Source organism: Corynebacterium sp. ACRPJ (assembly GCF_022347345.1).
In the GTDB taxonomy this organism is placed as follows: domain Bacteria; phylum Actinomycetota; class Actinomycetes; order Mycobacteriales; family Mycobacteriaceae; genus Corynebacterium; species Corynebacterium tuberculostearicum_D.
Genome location: NZ_JAKRNC010000012.1, coordinates 47,984 through 64,786 on the forward strand (window position 1 = coordinate 47,984; position 16,803 = coordinate 64,786).

The 16,803-nt window shown below is 58.8% G+C and carries 17 protein-coding genes and 1 pseudogene; 6 read left to right on the forward strand and 12 right to left on the reverse strand.

Annotated elements, in window-relative coordinates; genetic code table 11:
• The first annotated feature begins 133 nt into the window (after window positions 1-133).
• From MHY08_RS09065 to MHY08_RS09080, 4 genes are read left to right on the forward strand one after another with little or no spacing between them, the layout of a single operon-like run.
• Window positions 134-970 (forward strand): DUF368 domain-containing protein, encoded by an 837-nt coding sequence (locus MHY08_RS09065; RefSeq protein ID WP_239236344.1) that lies wholly within the window; start codon window positions 134-136, stop codon window positions 968-970.
• Window positions 970-1,857 carry an ABC transporter substrate-binding protein gene (locus MHY08_RS09070; RefSeq protein WP_239191380.1) on the forward strand — a complete coding sequence of 296 codons (888 nt, stop codon included), beginning with the start codon at window positions 970-972 and terminating at the stop codon, window positions 1,855-1,857. Before MHY08_RS09065 ends, MHY08_RS09070 begins: the two co-directional genes overlap by 1 nt.
• Complete coding sequence (locus tag MHY08_RS09075) at window positions 1,850-2,803, forward strand: amino acid ABC transporter permease (protein WP_150851377.1); 954 nt, start codon at window positions 1,850-1,852, stop codon at window positions 2,801-2,803. The genes MHY08_RS09070 and MHY08_RS09075 overlap by 8 nt, the downstream gene beginning before the upstream one ends.
• A complete protein-coding gene (locus MHY08_RS09080) occupies window positions 2,803-3,567 on the forward strand; it encodes an amino acid ABC transporter ATP-binding protein (RefSeq protein ID WP_005323289.1) in 765 nt (254 codons plus the stop codon). Before MHY08_RS09075 ends, MHY08_RS09080 begins: the two co-directional genes overlap by 1 nt.
• Before the next feature lie 84 nt (window positions 3,568-3,651).
• Here the strand turns inward: MHY08_RS09080 and MHY08_RS09085 are convergent.
• The 8 genes and pseudogenes from MHY08_RS09085 to MHY08_RS09120 all read right to left on the reverse strand — a co-directional run bounded on the left by MHY08_RS09085 (window position 3,652) and on the right by MHY08_RS09120 (window position 10,873).
• Window positions 3,652-4,395, reverse strand: a pseudogene (locus tag MHY08_RS09085) (sulfite exporter TauE/SafE family protein).
• Window positions 4,392-4,865, reverse strand: coding sequence for a pantetheine-phosphate adenylyltransferase (gene coaD, locus MHY08_RS09090; RefSeq protein ID WP_005323291.1), 474 nt, complete (start codon window positions 4,863-4,865; stop codon window positions 4,392-4,394). Before coaD ends, MHY08_RS09085 begins: the two are co-directional and overlap by 4 nt.
• Before the next feature lie 26 nt (window positions 4,866-4,891).
• Window positions 4,892-5,473: a 16S rRNA (guanine(966)-N(2))-methyltransferase RsmD gene (gene rsmD / locus MHY08_RS09095; protein ID WP_239236345.1), complete on the reverse strand. Its 582-nt coding sequence runs from the start codon at window positions 5,471-5,473 to the stop codon at window positions 4,892-4,894.
• On the reverse strand, window positions 5,474-5,686 hold the full coding sequence (locus tag MHY08_RS09100) for a biotin/lipoyl-containing protein (protein ID WP_005327804.1): 213 nt from the start codon (window positions 5,684-5,686) through the stop codon (window positions 5,474-5,476). It abuts the gene before it with no gap.
• Between the two features lie 19 nt (window positions 5,687-5,705).
• Window positions 5,706-7,838: an ATP-dependent DNA helicase RecG gene (locus MHY08_RS09105; RefSeq protein ID WP_239236346.1), complete on the reverse strand. Its 2,133-nt coding sequence runs from the start codon at window positions 7,836-7,838 to the stop codon at window positions 5,706-5,708.
• A gap of 2 nt (window positions 7,839-7,840) precedes the next feature.
• On the reverse strand, window positions 7,841-9,184 hold the full coding sequence (locus MHY08_RS09110) for a DAK2 domain-containing protein (protein WP_239228524.1): 1,344 nt from the start codon (window positions 9,182-9,184) through the stop codon (window positions 7,841-7,843).
• A 10-nt stretch (window positions 9,185-9,194) separates the two neighbouring features.
• Window positions 9,195-9,833: a uracil-DNA glycosylase gene (locus tag MHY08_RS09115; RefSeq protein WP_239228523.1), complete on the reverse strand. Its 639-nt coding sequence runs from the start codon at window positions 9,831-9,833 to the stop codon at window positions 9,195-9,197.
• 2 nt (window positions 9,834-9,835) lie between these two features.
• Window positions 9,836-10,873: a thiamine-phosphate kinase gene (locus MHY08_RS09120; RefSeq protein ID WP_239228522.1), complete on the reverse strand. Its 1,038-nt coding sequence runs from the start codon at window positions 10,871-10,873 to the stop codon at window positions 9,836-9,838.
• Here MHY08_RS09120 and MHY08_RS09125 point away from each other — a divergent pair.
• The gene (locus MHY08_RS09125) at window positions 10,821-11,720 is read left to right on the forward strand and encodes a DUF3515 domain-containing protein (protein ID WP_239191388.1); all 900 of its coding nucleotides are present in this window, start codon (window positions 10,821-10,823) and stop codon (window positions 11,718-11,720) included. The two genes, MHY08_RS09120 and MHY08_RS09125, sit on opposite strands and share 53 nt — an antisense overlap.
• A 13-nt stretch (window positions 11,721-11,733) precedes the next feature.
• On the opposite strand, the gene MHY08_RS09130 is transcribed toward MHY08_RS09125, so the two are convergent.
• Both MHY08_RS09130 and MHY08_RS09135 read right to left on the reverse strand, forming a co-directional pair.
• On the reverse strand, window positions 11,734-12,795 hold the full coding sequence (locus MHY08_RS09130; RefSeq protein ID WP_239228520.1) for a D-alanine--D-alanine ligase family protein: 1,062 nt from the start codon (window positions 12,793-12,795) through the stop codon (window positions 11,734-11,736).
• 22 nt (window positions 12,796-12,817) lie between these two features.
• A complete protein-coding gene (locus MHY08_RS09135; RefSeq protein WP_239236348.1) occupies window positions 12,818-13,816 on the reverse strand; it encodes an NAD(P)H-dependent glycerol-3-phosphate dehydrogenase in 999 nt (332 codons plus the stop codon).
• A gap of 161 nt (window positions 13,817-13,977) precedes the next feature.
• On the opposite strand from MHY08_RS09135, the gene MHY08_RS09140 reads away from it, so the two are divergent.
• Window positions 13,978-14,976, forward strand: a complete 999-nt coding sequence (locus MHY08_RS09140) for a bifunctional NUDIX hydrolase/histidine phosphatase family protein (protein WP_239236350.1) — start codon at window positions 13,978-13,980, stop codon at window positions 14,974-14,976.
• 102 nt (window positions 14,977-15,078) lie between these two features.
• On the opposite strand, the gene MHY08_RS09145 is transcribed toward MHY08_RS09140, so the two are convergent.
• Window positions 15,079-16,005, reverse strand: a complete 927-nt coding sequence (locus MHY08_RS09145; protein ID WP_239236352.1) for a hypothetical protein — start codon at window positions 16,003-16,005, stop codon at window positions 15,079-15,081.
• A gap of 199 nt (window positions 16,006-16,204) precedes the next feature.
• Window positions 16,205-16,795, reverse strand: coding sequence for a 3-isopropylmalate dehydratase small subunit (gene leuD, locus MHY08_RS09150; RefSeq protein WP_239236354.1), 591 nt, complete (start codon window positions 16,793-16,795; stop codon window positions 16,205-16,207).
• Window positions 16,796-16,803 lie beyond the last annotated feature (8 nt).

The window sequence follows — 16,803 nt, forward strand, 5'->3', positions numbered from 1 at the left end:
AACCATCCTCTAATGAAAGATATGCATTACGCTTCACAGCGGTTCGCCTAGCCTCCTTCTTCGGCACTTTTCTGTCGCCTTGCTAGGCCAGTCGCCCTCCGCACCAGTCCCCTCCCAGGTAGATTTTTATTTTATGCAATACATTTTGAACGCTATCCGCGGTGCCCTCATCGGCATGGCCGAGCTTGTACCCGGCATCTCCGGTGGCACCGTGGCGCTCATCGTGGGCATTTATGAACGCGCAGTCCACAACGCCAACGATCTCATTTCCGGCCGCTTCAAAAAGGTGGAATGGAGCTTCCTCTTCTCCGTAGCTATCGGTATGTTCATCGCCGTCTTCGGAATGTCCACCGTGCTTTCTAACTTCGTGGAAAATCACGTATCGGCTTCCGGAGCGCTCTTTTTGGGCATGGTCGCCGTGTCCATTTTTGTACCGCTATCCATGCTCTCCAAGCAGGAACGGCTACGCCCCTCCTCCATCATCGCGTTCGTCGTTGCCACGATTGCGATCTTCTTTATCACCGGCTTCACCTCCGAACCGCACGAGGATCCCAGCCTCATCGTGGTCTTCTTCGCCGCCGCCATCGCGGTATGTGCACTCATCCTGCCAGGCATTTCCGGCTCGCTCATCCTGCTGACCATGGGCCTCTACCAGCCCATCATCGGCGCCGTTTCGGATCGTGACCTGGGCACTATCGCCGTCTTTGCGTTAGGTGCCCTGTGTGGCCTTGCGGCGTTTATCAAGGTATTGAACTTCCTGCTGAATCACCACCGCGCCCCTACGCTGATGGCCATGGCAGGTTTCATGCTCGGTTCTCTGCGCGCACTGTGGCCCTGGGGAGCTGACCAAGATGCCTCTAGCGGCATCATCATCGGCATGTTCATCCTCGGTGCACTCATCGTCTCCGCCTTCATCTTCGTAGATATGAAGAAGGCCCGCGCTATAGATGAAAGGACGGCGCAAAAATAATGCCGCGCTCGTTTTCTCGCCGCGCAACTATCGCCGCGGTCCTCGTCCCCACGCTGAGCCTAGGCGCCTGCGTCACCAACGAGGAAGATTCCACTCCGGACGGCTGGGAAGAACCCCATTCCGCAATGGTGCCGGAAATTGCCGCCATGTATGACGACAACGATGGCGTCCTCACTGCCGGAACTAACCCACCCTATGCCCCATTTCAGCTTAAGGATTCCCACGGGGCGCTCCAGGGCGTTGAACTCGATCTTGCGCACGCCGTTGCCGGCGTCTTGGGACTCGATTTCCAGCCCGTGGAACAGGACTTCTCCATGATCCTGCCCGCCGTGCAATCGGGCCAGATTGATATGGGCGCATCCGGATTCACGGATAACCCCGAGCGCCGCAATGAATTCGACTTTGTAGATCACCTCTACGCCGGCATCCAGTGGGCCGAACGAGTAAATGGACCTAAGAAGGTTGATCCGGATAATCCTTGCGGCTTGACCGTTGCGGTGCAGCGCACCACGGTATCTGAAACCGACGATGTGCGGCCCAAGAAGGATGCGTGCAACGGCGATCTCACAGTCTTGTCTTATGACACCGGTGACAACGCCGCGCTGGCGGTACTTATGGGACGCGCAGATGCCCTGTCCGCAGACTCCCCAGTTACGGCGTGGGCGGTCAATCGCTCCGAAGGAAAGATGCGACAGGTAGGCGATATGTTCCAAGCATCGCCCTATGGCTTTGCCGTACCCAAGGATTCCGATCTGGGCAAGGCCTCTGCCGCGGCACTGCAGCACCTCATCGAAACCGGTGAGTATGCAGAAATTTTGTCCCGTTGGGGCATCGAGGATGGCTTAATAGACCAGGCAATGATTAATGAAAGGCCGATCAATGGTTAATGAAAATGCGGCGACGCCAGCTACGGCAGAGCCTAAGGAAAAGCCCGCCAAGATCGAGGCGCGTCCTCTACGCCACCCGTGGCGCTGGGTATTCGCCGGCCTGCTCATCGTGCTCGGCGTGTGGTTCATCATCGCCTCCGCCCGCAACGAGGCTTTTGGCTGGGACACCTACTTCCAGTATCTCTTTGATAAGCGCATTGCGCTTGCCTCCCTGCACACCATTGCCATCACCATTTTGTCAATGATCATCGGCGTTGTGGGTGGTGCCATCCTTGCGGTTATGCGCATGTCCCCGAACCCGGTGCTGCGCAGCGTCTCCTGGATATTCCTCTGGGTCTTCCGCGGCACGCCGATCTATGTGCAGCTGGTGTTCTGGGGCCTGCTCTCCGCCATCTATCAGTCCATCAACCTGGGCTTTACCGAGGTATCTTTGCAGACGATCCTCACCAACGCTTTCTTCCTTGCGGTGATGGGCCTGGGGCTTAATGAAGCTGCCTATATGGCCGAAATCGTGCGCTCCGGCATCACCTCCGTTCCTGAGGGCCAGAAGGAAGCGTCCAAGGCACTGGGCATGTCCTGGTGGATGACCATGCGCCGCACCGTCCTTCCGCAGGCCATGCGCATTATCATTCCGCCCACAGGCAATGAGTTTATTTCCTTGCTCAAGACCTCTTCCCTCGTGGTGGCCATTCCTTATACCGAGGAAATCTTCGGCCGTTCCACGGATATTTCCGCCGCCCTCTTCCAGCCCATCCCATTGCTGCTGGTCGCAGCATCCTGGTACCTCGTGGTTACTTCCCTTCTGATGGTGGGTCAGTACTTCCTGGAGCGCCGCTTTGAGCGCGGTGCAACCCGCGAGCTCACCGGCCGCCAACTTGCTGCGCTGGCAGACGCTGAAGGAACCATCCCCCGCAACGTATCCGTGATTTCGGAGGCTAAAAACTAATGGCTACTCCCATGATTTCCGCCCAGAACGTCCATAAGTCCTTCGGGCAGCTCGAGGTCCTCAAAGGCATTGACCTTGAGGTCCAGCCCGGCGAAGTGGCCTGCCTACTAGGCCCCTCGGGCTCCGGCAAGTCCACCTTCCTGCGCTGCGTCAATCACCTTGATAAGGCGACGGCGGGCCGCCTCTACGTCGACGGCGAGCTGATTGGCTACCGCGAAAAGAACGGCACCCTTTATGAGATCAGCGAGAAGGAAGCCGCAGAACAGCGCTCCGATATCGGAATGGTCTTTCAGTCTTTCAACCTCTTCCCCCACCGCACGGTGATTGAAAACATCATCGAGGCACCGGTGCAGGTGAAAAAGATTCCGGAAGAGACCGCCCGCGCCCGCGCTATGGAGCTGTTGGAGGACGTTGGCTTGGCGTCCAAGGCCAATAACTACCCGGTACAGCTCTCCGGCGGCCAGCAGCAGCGCGTGGCCATCGCTCGTGCAGTGGCTATGGATCCTAAGCTTATGCTTTTCGACGAACCTACGTCCGCCCTCGACCCCGAGCTCGTCGGCGAAGTGCTGCGCGTTATGAAGGACCTCGCAGCTGAAGGCATGACCATGCTCGTCGTCACCCACGAGATGGGTTTTGCGCGCGAGGTAGCCGATAAGGTCTTCTTCATGGATGGCGGCGTAGTTATCGAGTCCGGCAGCCCAGCTGAGGTGCTGGATAACCCGCAACAGCCACGCACCAAGGACTTTTTGGCGTCGCTACTCTAATTCCCGCAGCACTCCGCTGAGTGCCTTCAGCCCGCCGCCCTCTTCCGCGAAGAGGACCGGCGGGCTTTGCCGTGGCTGACTCGTCTACGAAAGCGTCAAAATACCCCGAATCAGTGCGCTGGCCGCGCCCAACCCGGCAACGCTTAGTGAGAGCACGCGGGCCTTTTCTCGCGGAACACGCTGGGCAATCCGGGTGCCGGCCCAAATGCCGACGAACATACCTAAGACTCCGGCGGGCCACATCACCCAAGGCAAGCCATCAAAGTGGGCCGCACCTGTGAGCGTCTTGGTCATCACGGAAAAGAATCCGCCTACAACAAAAATGGGCTGCAGCGTGGCGGCGTAGACATGTTGGGGCTACTTTGCCGCTTGGGCGTAGACGGTAATAACCGGGCCGGCCACGCCGGCCAAGGTGTTGGTAAAGCCGCCGAGAATACCGGCGGAGATGGCAGGGCCTTTGCCCTCCATCGGCGGGACAAACTTCCTTCCAAATGTCACTACGGCCAATGCGGCCAGAAGCGCAGCGCCCACCACGATCATGAGCCCTGCCGTGTCCATGCGCCTAATGAGCAGCGCCGCGGCCAAGGAACCAATCACCATGACTGGTGCTATCAGACCGAACTTCTTCCAGCTCACATTCTCACGCACGGAATAGGTGGTCAGAATCGCATTTATGCAGGCCAGAACGTTAATTACGAGGATTCCTTCGACCGGCCCCATAATGAGCATGAGGATGGGGCCGCCGATGAGGCCGAGCCCCATTCCGGATACCCGTTGCAGTGTCGAACCAACGACAACGACGAGGAAAATAACCAGTGCGAGGCTCACTGCCGGTATTTCTCCTTTACCGCACGACCTACGGATTCGGGGAACATACCCGTTACGTCGCCGCCGAACTTTGCTACCTGCTTACACAGCGAGGAACTAATATAGCCGTACTTCTCGTCCGTGAGTAGGAAGACAGTATCGATTCCCGAAAGGCGCCGATTCATCTGCGCCATAGGCAGCTCATATTCATAATCGAGAGAGCTACGCAGTCCCTTCACTAGGACGTCTGCCCCATGCTCCGTGGTGTAGTCCACCAACAGCCCGGAGCAATAATCCACCTTGATGGAAGAATCCACGCTCTGGCGGATAAGTTCCATGCGTTCCTCCACGCTAAAGAGCCCTGAGGGCTTGTCGGGATTACCGGTTACCAACACGGTGACCTCATCAAACATCTGGTTAGCGCGGTTGATGATATCGACGTGACCTAAGGTAACGGGGTCGAAGGATCCAGGGCAGACGGCCTTAGTCATGCTACTTTCGCTTTCTGTTCAGGGGTTTAGCCTTCGGCGTCCTCGCTGCCGGGGCGGGTATAAACCGCCATATCCATGCGGGCGATGCCAAAGGTGCGCTTCTTCAGCTTCTGGCCGGTGGGCTCAAAACCAGCAGGCCACACCGTATCCGCGGAATCGACGTGGCGCTCAATTACTACCATTGCGCGGTCGGTAAGCACTGGTTCGATGGCAGCAATGAGTGCATCCACCTCGTCGAATGCGTACGGCGGGTCCGCCAGCACCAGATCGAAGTGCTTGCGCGGGGCACTAGCGAGGTAAGTGCCTACCTTCATCTCTTGCACACGCACGCCGGGATGCTTGACGACGCCCATGTTATGCCGGATGATCTTTACCGCATCGGCCGAAGATTCCACCAGTACTGCTTCCTCTGCCCCTCGGCTCGCCGCCTCTAGGCCTAGGGCACCAGAGCCGGCAAAAAGGTCGAGCACCGAAGATCCAGCAAAGCCCCACCGTGCAGTGAGGGATGAAAAGAGCCCTTCCCGGGCGCGGTCTGCCGTAGGCCGAGTTCCTTCTGCAGGCACTTTAATGGTGCGTCCGCGAGCTTCGCCGGCAATAATGCGCGTCATTTATGCTTCTCCAATCTCCATCAAAAGGTCTCCGCCCACCACATCACTAAAGTCAGAGACCACAATACGGTGGACCTTTCCTGGTCCCGGGCTTTCTACGGGAGCCTCGAGCTTCGTGGCTTCAACGGTCGCAAGCGGTACTCCGGTATCAACAGTGTCTCCCACATTCACATGGCAACGGACGATGCCCGCGAAAGGGGCGTAAATTTTCATGCTTCTAGGTTAACCCGTCTTAGTTCTTCTCCAAGTATTCCTGTTCGCTTTCGCTCAAATTGCGCGTGAGTTCCTCAGCCAGCTCGGGATTGCGCATCACCATGGCGCGCGCATCCGTGTGGGTGCGCTCCACAATGTCTTGGTCATCCGCCAAGTTCAGTAGCCGCAGTGTGCGGTGAGTTCCGGACTGCATGGTTCCCAAGATGTCGCCCTCTTGCCGCTGGCGCAAATCAAGCTCGGCCAGTTCAAAACCCGAGGACGTTTGGGCGATCTGAGTGATACGACGGAAGGACGGAGTGTTATCGGCTGCCGTCGTGTGCAAAAGGCAGACGGAGGCATTGCCGCCTCGTCCCACACGCCCACGCAACTGGTGCAACTGGGAAACGCCGAAATGCTCGGACTCGCGAATGAGCATCACCGTGGCATTGGGAACATCCACGCCCACCTCAATGACCGTGGTAGAGACCAGGATATCGATCTCTCCCCTGGCAAATGACGTCATTACCTCGTCTTTATTGGGCATCTTCCCATGCAAAATGGCGACCCGCAGTCCCTTGAAGGGACCGCTTTCTAACTGCTGTGCAAGCTCTAGAACTCCGCCTTTGCCTTCAATGCGTGGGCAAACGATATAGGCCTGATGGCCGTGGGCAACCTCCTCGCGTATGCGCTCGAGTGCGCGCAGCACCCAGGTCGGCCGCCACTCGGCCACCACTGCTGACTGAATAGGTTTGCGACCACCGGGCAGCTCGGTCAGCGTTGATACGGCGAGGTCGCCAAAGACGGTCATCGCAATGGTGCGCGGAATCGGTGTTGCTGTCATCACCAGCACGTGGGGGCTGAGGCCTTCACGTGCCTTTAACCGCAGGCTATCGCGCTGCTCTACACCGAACCGGTGTTGCTCATCTACGACGACCAATCCCAAGTTAAAGAACTCAACGGTGTCTTGGATAATCGCATGGGTTCCAATGATGATGTCCGCGTCACCGGAGACAATATCCAATAATGCCTGCCGCTTGTCCGCCGTACGCATGGAGCCGGTCAGGAGTACCACCTTTACCCCTTCGGGAACCGCGGTCCCGATGGAGGCAGCGTGTTGGGAGGCGAGCACTTCCGTAGGCGCCAACAGTGCGGCCTGCGTTCCTGCGTCAACAGCCTGCAGCATCGCGCAGGTGGCCACCATGGTTTTGCCAGAGCCGACCTCGCCTTGCAGCAATCTCATCATGGGCAGCGGGCGAGCAAGATCGTCTTCGATCTCGCTAATGACGCGACGCTGCCCTTCAGTCAGATCAAAGGGCAGATGGCTCAGCAATTCTTCGCGATAGCCGCCTAAGGTAGCCGGCATGGTAGAAGCGGTGCGGGCTTCGGCATCGCGCTGGCGCAATGCCATCACCAAACCAATAGACAGAGCCTCGTTGTACTTCAGCCGCTGAATCGCACGGTACGGGCCCGCCTCCCCCGGCTCATGGATTTCCCGCACTGCCTTATCGAGGCTGATGATCATCTGATAGTCCAGCGATTCCTCAATCGGCGGGGTCTTAGATAAGACGTAGTGGATGGCACCCATGATGTACCACGAGGTCACCTTGGACGTAGCCGGGTACACCGGGATCCATTCGCGTTCCAAGAGGAGCTGGTCGAGCCTGCCAAACTGCGACAGGTTCCGCAACGAGCCGGTGGCTTTTGGGCGGTGCTTCTTGCCGGATTCGGCCGCTGGCTGGCGGTAATCATCCAGCTCGCCATCGGGGCGGCCGAACGCATCGATCTCTACGAAGTCCGGCTGCTGTAATTGGGGTTGGTTGCGGAAGAATTTAAGCTTGCCGCTCATCATGACGCGCTGTCCGCGGTGCAACATCCGCATCACGTAATTGGCATTGAAGAAAGTCGCAACGATGCTGCCATCGAGCTGCACATTGATGATGGTGGTCTTGCCCGAGTCATGGCGGGTGAATCCGGTAATGGTTCCGGTAACCGTGACGATATCGCCCTCCGCAGCGTCTCCTAGGCCGACGTCCTTGTTGTGGCGGATATAGTCTCGCGGATAGTGAGCTAAGAGCTCACCGCAGGTCTCATACCCCAGCGCTTTGGTAATCTTCGCGGCGTCCTTCGCCGCAAGCACCTCTGTCAAAGGGCGGTTGTCCTGCCAGCCGAGCATTGCTATTCCACTCCGATTTCGGTTGCGATATCCGGTACTTTCAGTGCCATAACGTCCACGCGAAGTTGTTGAGCTAGGTCCTCCTGGTCTAGGTCAAGGGCGCTTAAGACTGTAACCTGCTCACCGCCTTCTGCTAAGAGATCGTGGCAAGTGGCAATGATTGACTGCGGGGTTTCCTGGCTCGGGTAAGCCACTCGCATGGACTTGGCAGCATCACGCATGGCAGCAACGACGGCACCGGTATCTGGGTTATCCGGTTCATAGACGGAAATCGCCGCCAGAGCCGCAGCTAGCGATTCCGCGGGCACTACTCGCCCAGCAGCGGTCTGCGAACTCACGCCGGTAGCAAGAACGATGTCCTCGTGTTCCGCCGCAATGGGATCATCCGGAGACACAACGCTAACCCCCGCAGATGCCAGAAGATCGCTGATGGGCCCGGCTGGTGCGGCGGCAAACACTCTACGAGCAATCGGCTCTCCGGAGGCAGCTTCGGCGTGAGGAGGCAACACCTCCAGGTGCAGGTTGGTTACCTTTCCTGTACCAAAGGCGGTTTCAACGACTTTGCCGGCCTGCCGGGAGTGGATATGTACATTAGCGTTGTCCTCGGTGGCCCGAGCGATGACAAGGCTGTCACCCATTGGGGCAATTGCTGTCTGCAGCGCGTCTATATCTCCCTCAAAAAAGAAGACTACTTCGAGTTCAGTGGTGGGCTCCGCCTCGGGCAGGCCTGTGTGCCCAGTCGAGCCTTCGATCTCAGCAAGGAGAGACTCTAAGAGGATAACGAGACCAGCGCCGCCGGCATCCACCACTCCTGCCTCGCGCAGGGCTGGCAATTGCGAAGGAGTGCGCTCGAGGGCCGTTTCCGCGGCAGCGATTGCGGCGCTGACAATACTGTGCAAGGTTGCGCCTGATTGCGCTGCAGCGTCTTCGGCGGACTCGGATGCTGCCTTCAAAACCGTAATAACTGTGCCTTCCACCGGCTCGGCGATAGCTCGGTCCACCAGCTCCACGGCCTGCTTGAGGGAACGGACAAAGACGTCGCCGTCGATAACTGAGTCCACAGTTGACTCGGCCACGCCGCGCAGGACCTGCGACAGCACCATTCCCGAGTTTCCACGGGCACCACGCACCGCCCCGAGCGCGAGGGAGTCAGCGACATCGCCGCCATTGTCCAGCTCCGCAACCGCTGCCTCCATAGTGTGCGCCATATTCGAGCCCGTATCGGAATCTGGTACGGGAAAGACATTGAGCGCGTTGATCTCATCGCGGCGATGGGCTAATTCCCCCACGGCGCGGGTGGCCCAATTGCGCATTCCGTGGGAATCCAGCGTGCTGGGGTAGGACATGCGCAATAGTTTACAAGCGCCAGTCTATTTCCTGTGCGCCTTGGTCCCGCAAAAGGGCGTTTACCCGGGAAAAGGGCTTCGAGCCAAAGAAACCGCGGCTGGCCGAAAGCGGTGAGGGGTGTGGTGACTTGATACAGGGGACGTCGGGAAGAAAGCGCTCACACGCTTGTGCATCCCGGCCCCAGAGAATCGCGACCATGGGGCTGCGGTTGAGCGCGCGAATGGCAGCCTCGGTGATCTCTTCCCAGCCGATGCGGCGGTGCGAACCGGCTTGGCCTGGGGCTACGGTAAGTACTCTGTTAAGCAGCAGCACTCCCTGGTCCGCCCAGGCGCTCAGGTCACCATCCTCCCGGCCGTTGATACCCAGATCATCGTGTAGTTCGCGGTAAATATTGACCAAGGAACGCGGCGGTTTCACACCTGGGCGAGTGGAGAAGGCCATGCCCATGGCGTGTCCTGGGGTGGGATAAGGGTCTTGGCCGACGATGAGCACGCGGACATCATCCAGCGGTATCTGCAACGCACGGCAGACGTCCTCCGCCGGGGGCAAATAGTCCTGCCCCTCAAGAGCGTGAGAAATCTGTGGCCATTGCTTTTCAACTACCGGTGCCAGCACCGGCTCCCAAGAGGGGTGGTAGGTGGGGTGCATGGTTAAAAGCTCAGCCAGCCTTTCTGATAGCTCGGTGTCGTGCCTCCCAGCGTAACCCCGCAGCCGCGGGTTACGGTGCCAATCTTTCGGAATCCGGAGGGGGCTTCCTTTGCCGTCGTGCCGATGAGGGTGTGGTCTTCGCCGCCGCTGAGTACCCATTCCCACGGGTCGCAGTCGAGTAGATCCGCGGCTTGGCACAGCAATTCTTCCGGTTGCAAGGCCTGCGGATCCAAGTCCATGTGCACGCAGGAGTGCTCGGCCATCGTCGTGCAGTCTTGAATCAGACCGTCTGAGTTATCGGTCATCGCGGTGACCCCCGCGGCACGGGCAATGACGCCGCGGCCGGGGTTGAGCCAGGGGGCACAGTGGGCGTCGATAAGCGGCTGCAGGTGCTCATGCCCTGCAGGAAGGTTCCGGCCAAGGCGCTCCAACAAGGCCAAGCCGGCGGCCGAGTGGCCGATCTTGCCGTGCGCTACCACCTGCTGGCCTGCCCGCGCTCCGTCCAAGGTCAAGGCGGGAAGGCTGCCGCCGAGGAAGCCTACGGCCGTGATATTGATGACCAAGAGATCGGACTTCGTAAGGTCGCCGCCGACCAACTCGGCGTTATAGAAAGAGCTATGCTCCGCGATTCCCTCGGCAATGCCGCGCACGAAGGGCACCGGGGTATCGCCTGGCGCGGCGATTGCAAGGAGGGCGGCAACCGGTCGGGCACCCATAGCTTCCACATCGGCAAAATTGCGCAAGATGGCCTTCTTGCCAATCTCGCGCGGGGTAGACCACTCCCGCAGGAAATGACGCCCCTCCACCATCAAATCGGTGGCCGCTACGGTGCGGGAATTCGGCGGCGCACTGGGCAGAACCGCGGCATCGTCTCCATTGAGCCCACTGGAGGCCACGGAGGTAATTTCCCGGATAGCGGCGCGTTCTCCCACATCTGCGAGAGTCTGAGTTAAGTTCACCAGCTTCCTTTCGATACTATGAGCCCTTATGACATCCCAATTTAACCGCACCGCGATCTTCATTTCACTTGGGTTGTCCATAGTGATGGTTCTGGCGGTCCTCTTCGGCGCAAAATACGTATTCAATAACGTCGCCAAAGCACCCGTGGCGGTCTCCCCCGTGGAGTCTAAGGAGGCAGACTCGCAAGCCTGCCGCAGCTTTATCGACGCCCTTCCAGATGAGGTCATGGATAAGCCACGTGCCGATATTGCCGAGCCCGTGCCTTCCGGCGTCGCGGCCTGGGCCACTACCTCAGACGATAAAGTCACCGTGCGCTGTGGCGTAGATATGCCTTTCCAGTACACCGAGTACTCCCAGACCCAGGACGTAGAGGGCGAACAGTGGTTCCAGGTGCGCGATGCCACCCCTGGCTCGAACCTCACCACTTGGTATGCGCCGCAGCGCTTCCCCATTGTCGCGGTCACTGCCTCCACTGATGCAGAGCCGGGCGAGCTTAACGACGCCCTCTCGTCCCTCGAAGAAAAGCCTGCCACCGCCCACGAGGCGCCACTTAAGGCTCTCAAGGCGGGCAATGACCAGATGTGCGCAGAAGTAGAAAAGGCACTTCCGGATGAAGTAGCTGAGGGCTACCGCCGCCGCGAGGTTGAGGAAAAGAATACCTATGTGTGGAGCGCCGATGGCCGCGAAGACATCGTTGCGCGATGCGGCGTAGCCAAGCCGGAGAACTACCGGGCCGGAGTCAAGCTCCAGCAGGTTAACGATATTCCATGGTTCGAGGACACCACCTTGGCCCATGGCACGACCGCAGGCACGTGGTTTGCCCTCGGCCGCGAGGACTACCTTGCGCTACACGCCCCACAAGATGCCGCGCAGGCGGCACTGGTGGAAATCGGCGATGTGCTCGCAGAGCACACGACCGAAAAGTAGGCAGCGCTCGGGCCTATTTGGCTAGGGCCTGCTCGATAAGCGCCTCAAGTAGCGCCGGGTATTCCACCCCGGAAGCCGCGAGCACCTGCGGGTACATGGAGATCGGGGTAAAGCCCGGCAGGGTATTGATCTCGTTGATGTAGACGGAGTCCTCGGTGACGAAGAAGTCGACTCGGGACAGGCCCTCACAGTTGAGGGCCTCGAAGGCGCGGATTGCCATGTCGCGTAGCTTCTCGGTCAGCTCAGGTGCGAACGGCGCCGGGATTTCGGCGGTAACCACATTGTCGAGGTACTTGGTGTCGAAGCCATAAAAGCCCTCATCGGAATCATCGATACCGGCGAGCAGTGCCGGGACGGAGGCCAGCAAGGTGCCATCGGCATAGTGGAGCACGCCGATTTCTACCTCTTGGCCAAAGATTTCCGGCTCCACCAGGATCTTTTCGTCATCCTCTAGCGCCAGGTCGACGGCTGCGGGGAATTCCTCCCAAGTAGAGACCTTGGATACGCCAATGGAGGATCCACCGCGAGCAGGCTTGACAAAGACGGGCAGGCCTAGTCGCTGCTTTTCTTCCTCGCTTAGCTCGGTGCGGCCTTTGAGGATAACCTCGGGCGCTACTGGCAGATCTGCGGCCGCCAGCACCTTCTTGGTAAATTCCTTATCCATGCCCACCGAGGACGCCAAGACCCCTGGGCCTACATAGGGCAGGCCGGAAAGCTCAAAGAGTCCTTGGACTGTACCGTCCTCACCAAAGGGGCCGTGCAGAATGGGAAATACCACGTCGACCTCGGCGAAGAGGGTGCCGTCGGTGACGTTGTGGAATTGTCCCCTGGCATTGGGATCCAGGGAAAGGGTCAGTTCCGCACCTGGGCTGACCTCCGGCATAACACCATCGACAATTTCTAAGCCCTCTGTGGTGCCGGGCGTCCACGCGCCCTCACGGGTGATACCGATGGGCACCACCTCGAACTTCTCTGGATCGAGGTGGTTCATGATCGCGCCTGCGGATACGCAGGAGACGGAGTGCTCGGTGCTACGGCCGCCATAGATAACGGCCACGCGGGTCTTTTCAGTCATGCCCGCAGATTTTACCCTTGACCTACTCCGACTTCTTGGACCGACCCATCAAAGCGATGATCATATCTTCCACCGCCATGCCCTCGTAGCACACGCCATAAACGGCGTGCGTGATAGGCATCTCAACCCCGGCCCGCTGGGCGAGGCGATAGATGGAGTCACAGGAATAGACGCCCTCCGCGACCTGGCCATTGGTCGCGGCCTTGGCCTCTTCAATCGTGCCGCCTTGGCCCAGGCGGTAGCCAAAGGTGCGGTTGCGCGACAAAGTCGAGGTGCACGTTGCCACCAAGTCGCCCATGCCTGCGAGGCCGGAGAAAGTAAATGGATCCGCCCCCAGCTCCACGCCCAGGCGGGTAATTTCCGCCAGACCGCGGGTGATGATGGTGGCCATGGTGTTATTGCCCAGCCCCTTGCCGGAGGCGATACCACAGGCCAAGGCGATGACATTCTTGCAGGCGCCACCGATTTCCGCGCCGATGACATCGGTATTGGTGTAGGGCCGCAGGTACGGCGCGGCGACCGCTGCTTGCACGCGCTGAGCGCGGTCTTCATCGGAGCAGGCAATCACCGTGGCGGCCACTTGGCCGGCAGCAATCTCCTTGGCCAAGTTCGGGCCAGACAGTACCGCCACGCGGTCTGATGGCACGCCCGCCGCATCCATAATGACCTCGCTCATGCGCTTGAGCGTGGCGGTCTCTACGCCTTTAGAAATAGACACCAGGGTCGCGTCCTCTGGCAGCTGCGGCGCCCACTTTTCCACGTTGGCGCGCAAGGTTTGGGAGGGAACGCCGAACACGACGACGTCGGCAAGCGCCAGCGCTTCGACATCATCATGGGTGGCCCGCACCGCGGCCGGCAGGCGGGTATCCGGCAAATAGTCCGGATTGGTGTGGTTCTCGTTGATGGCCTGCGCCAATTCCGCACGGCGCGCCCACAGGCGAACGTCATTTCCGGCGTCCGCAAAGACCTTGGCCAAGGTAGTGCCCCAAGAACCAGCACCCATCACGGCAACGTTAACCATGGTGTCTCCTCCAAACGTGCAAATCTATAACCCCAACCTTAAAGCATGCCCGTCCCCCGTGGGGCGAGGATGCACAACGCGCCTTACCCGTGGGACAATGGGCGCTTAGACGTTGTCCTCATAAACCCGATTACTGTGGAAAGGCCCCGTGGAGGCAGACGATGCCCAATATTAAAAAGATGCACGAAACCGACAAGGATCAGCAGCACGAGGAGTTTATTTCCGGCCGCCATCAGGAAATCCCGGTGGACCCGGCCAAGGAATTCCCCCGCACTACCCTTGCCGCCGGCGCCGTAATCTGGCGCGGGTCCCCGCAGGACCCAAAAATCGCGCTCATCCACCGCCCCCATTACGATGATTGGTCCCTGCCCAAGGGCAAGGTCGATCCCGGCGAATCCCTGCCCACTACCGCGGCCCGGGAAATCCTGGAGGAGACCGGCTTTAGCGTGCGTCTAGGCAAGCTCATCGGCAAAGTAACGTACCCAGTCCAGGGCCGCGCTAAGGTGGTCTACTACTGGGTGGCCAAATACCTGGGCGGAACCTATTCCGCCAATAGTGAAACCGATGAGCTACGGTGGCTGCCCATCGACGAGGCGCAAGACCTCCTGTCCTACGACGTTGATACCGCGGTAGTGGCCAAGGCGGCTAAGCGCCTACGCATCGCGCCCGCTACCCGCGTGCTTTATGTGCGCCACGCACGCGCGCATGAAAGGGGCAGCTGGCAAGGCGATGACAACCTGCGGCCACTGGATAAAAAGGGCCGCCGCCAAGCAGAGATGCTGGTGCCGATGCTGAGCGCCTACCAACCCACCGCGATTTATTCGGCCTTGCCCCAGCGCTGCCAGCAGACAGCTGCCCCGCTCGCCGACGAACTGGGCAAGGACATTTCCATCAACAAAAACTTTGGTGACGAGGCCTGGGAGAACGACCCAGAAGCGGCCAAGAAAGCTTTCCGCCGCGTGGTCAACGACGGTGGCGTGCCCGTCATCGTCAGTCAAGGTGAAACCATTCCCGGCATTATTGAGGACCTCGCCCCAAAGTTCCTCAAAAAGCCGGTGGACAAGCTGAAGTTCAAGAAAGCTTCTGTGTGGGTCTTGTCTTTCAACAATGGCGAGCTGACCGGTGCCGATTACCTGGCTAGCCCGCTGCCGGTGCGCTAGCTTTTCACCTTTCCCGTTTTACGGCTAAGGCCCTGTCTGCCACCTGATTCGGTGGACCGGCAGGGCCTTCTGTGCACTCCTATTGTGCGACTACGCAGCTTTCTAGCCGCGCAGTCCAAGGGTGCGGCGGACAAAGAGGACCGTAATGAGCGTATTCAGCGCCGGGAACAAAATGATGCCGACGATAGTAAAGCTCAGCACGGCGTACAGGACGGCAATGAGCACGAGCACCAAGATGGTAACTCCAACATTCTTCTTTGCCACCTCGATGGATGCACCAAAGGTTTCGCCCACGGATAGCTCAGGGCGTGCAGCCTTGACGGCCGGCATCCACGTGAAGAAGAAGGCAGCAAAGAGGCCCGGGATAATCAGGAGGAAAAAGCCCAGAATGACAACCACGAACGACAGAAAATAGACCGCCATGAGTCCGGCGATATTCTTTAAGCTGAGGAAGTCCGTTATCTGCAGCGTGCCGGTATCCACCTGCTTATTGGCGGCCTGGTACCAGGTGCTATATGCCCAAATCATCACGAGGAACATCGCAATAAAGACAAGAACCATCACTGCGACCAACCCGCCAGTAAGCGCAGCATCAGACCCCGAGCTACTGTTGGCTAGGGCATCAATGGATGATCCGCTGCCCGCTAGGACCGCAATCAATAGCAAGTAGAGGATAAACATCACTACGCCCTGGATCAGTGGGCCAAAAATCCATTGTGCCCAATTGCGACCAAAATACCGGAAGCTATCGCCGATGACCTGAATAGCATCTACATCTTGGCCAAACAGGGAATCGTCTCCCGGATACGGGCTTCCGGCGTATCCGGGCTGGCCGTTTTGCTGCTGTCCATACTGTTGCTGGCCAAACTGCTGTTGGCCATAGTGCTGTTGGCCATAGTGCTGTTGGCCGTAGCCAGGCTGACCATTCGCATCGTGTCCATAAGATGCAGACTCATGGCCAGCTCCGGGATACTCTGCCCCGTTGTTTCCTGAATTGAAGGAATCATTATTCGAATAGGGATTGCTCATAAGTCTAAAGCTAGGGTGATACTTTGTTGCGGGAAACTGGAGCAAGCAATTGTTACCTATACGTTACCGAGTAATACCCCCATTTACCCCAAGGCGGAAGTTTAAAGTTCACGTGTGAGCGCACGGCGCCCCTACGGCCTCTTCGCGTAGCAGGACTGTAGGGGCACTGCTGGCCCGCCGATCGCCATCGATTCTTCTGCTATTGGGCGTGAACAGCAGGCTTGAAGCTGGGGCGATGCGATTCGTAGGCAGCGATTGCATCCTCGTTGCGAAGCGTAATGCCGATGTCATCCAGCCCTTCCATCAACCGCCAACGGGTGTAGTCATCAATATCGAAGCGGTAGGTATTTTCCCCCACTGTGACTGTTCGAGCCTCCAGATCCACGGTGACCTGGGTTTCTCCTGCTTCCAGCTGTTTCCAGATGAGCTCAATATCTTCTTGCTCCATCAATCCAGTAAGCAGTCCGGACTTTCCAGCGTTGCCGTGGAAAATATCAGCAAAGCGGGAAGAAAATACCGCGCGAAAACCGTATTCACTCAACGCCCACACTGCGTGCTCACGGGAGGATCCGGTACCAAAATCACTGCCCGCGAAAAGCACCGAGCCATCCTTGAATTGCGCCTGGTTGAGTACAAAGTTGTCATCGGAGCGCCAATTTGAAAATAGGCCTTTTGAAAAGCCGGTACGCTTGACCGACTTCAAGTAGCGCGCGGGGATGATCTGGTCAGTATCCACATTGGAAGCGCGCAGGGGCACGCCCGTTCCCGTATGAGTAATAAACTTCTCCATTGTCAATG

Excerpts from the sequence above, each read along its gene's own strand:
- rsmD (WP_239236345.1), bottom strand. The coding sequence starts at position 5,473 with ATGACGCGCATTATTGCCGGCGAAGCTCGCGGACGCACCATTAAAGTG.
- MHY08_RS09065 (WP_239236344.1), top strand. The coding sequence starts at position 134 with ATGCAATACATTTTGAACGCTATCCGCGGTGCCCTCATCGGCATGGCC.
- MHY08_RS09100 (WP_005327804.1), bottom strand. The coding sequence starts at position 5,686 with ATGAAAATTTACGCCCCTTTCGCGGGCATCGTCCGTTGCCATGTGAAT.
- MHY08_RS09145 (WP_239236352.1), bottom strand. The coding sequence starts at position 16,005 with ATGAGCAATCCCTATTCGAATAATGATTCCTTCAATTCAGGAAACAAC.
- MHY08_RS09135 (WP_239236348.1), bottom strand. The coding sequence starts at position 13,816 with ATGGTTAACGTTGCCGTGATGGGTGCTGGTTCTTGGGGCACTACCTTG.
- MHY08_RS09070 (WP_239191380.1), top strand. The coding sequence starts at position 970 with ATGCCGCGCTCGTTTTCTCGCCGCGCAACTATCGCCGCGGTCCTCGTC.
- MHY08_RS09115 (WP_239228523.1), bottom strand. The coding sequence starts at position 9,833 with ATGCACCCCACCTACCACCCCTCTTGGGAGCCGGTGCTGGCACCGGTA.
- MHY08_RS09110 (WP_239228524.1), bottom strand. The coding sequence starts at position 9,184 with ATGTCCTACCCCAGCACGCTGGATTCCCACGGAATGCGCAATTGGGCC.
- MHY08_RS09120 (WP_239228522.1), bottom strand. The coding sequence starts at position 10,873 with ATGGACAACCCAAGTGAAATGAAGATCGCGGTGCGGTTAAATTGGGAT.
- coaD (WP_005323291.1), bottom strand. The coding sequence starts at position 4,865 with ATGACTAAGGCCGTCTGCCCTGGATCCTTCGACCCCGTTACCTTAGGT.
- MHY08_RS09105 (WP_239236346.1), bottom strand. The coding sequence starts at position 7,838 with ATGCTCGGCTGGCAGGACAACCGCCCTTTGACAGAGGTGCTTGCGGCG.
- MHY08_RS09080 (WP_005323289.1), top strand. The coding sequence starts at position 2,803 with ATGGCTACTCCCATGATTTCCGCCCAGAACGTCCATAAGTCCTTCGGG.
- MHY08_RS09125 (WP_239191388.1), top strand. The coding sequence starts at position 10,821 with ATGACATCCCAATTTAACCGCACCGCGATCTTCATTTCACTTGGGTTG.
- MHY08_RS09130 (WP_239228520.1), bottom strand. The coding sequence starts at position 12,795 with ATGACTGAAAAGACCCGCGTGGCCGTTATCTATGGCGGCCGTAGCACC.
- MHY08_RS09140 (WP_239236350.1), top strand. The coding sequence starts at position 13,978 with ATGCCCAATATTAAAAAGATGCACGAAACCGACAAGGATCAGCAGCAC.
- leuD (WP_239236354.1), bottom strand. The coding sequence starts at position 16,795 with ATGGAGAAGTTTATTACTCATACGGGAACGGGCGTGCCCCTGCGCGCT.
- MHY08_RS09075 (WP_150851377.1), top strand. The coding sequence starts at position 1,850 with ATGGTTAATGAAAATGCGGCGACGCCAGCTACGGCAGAGCCTAAGGAA.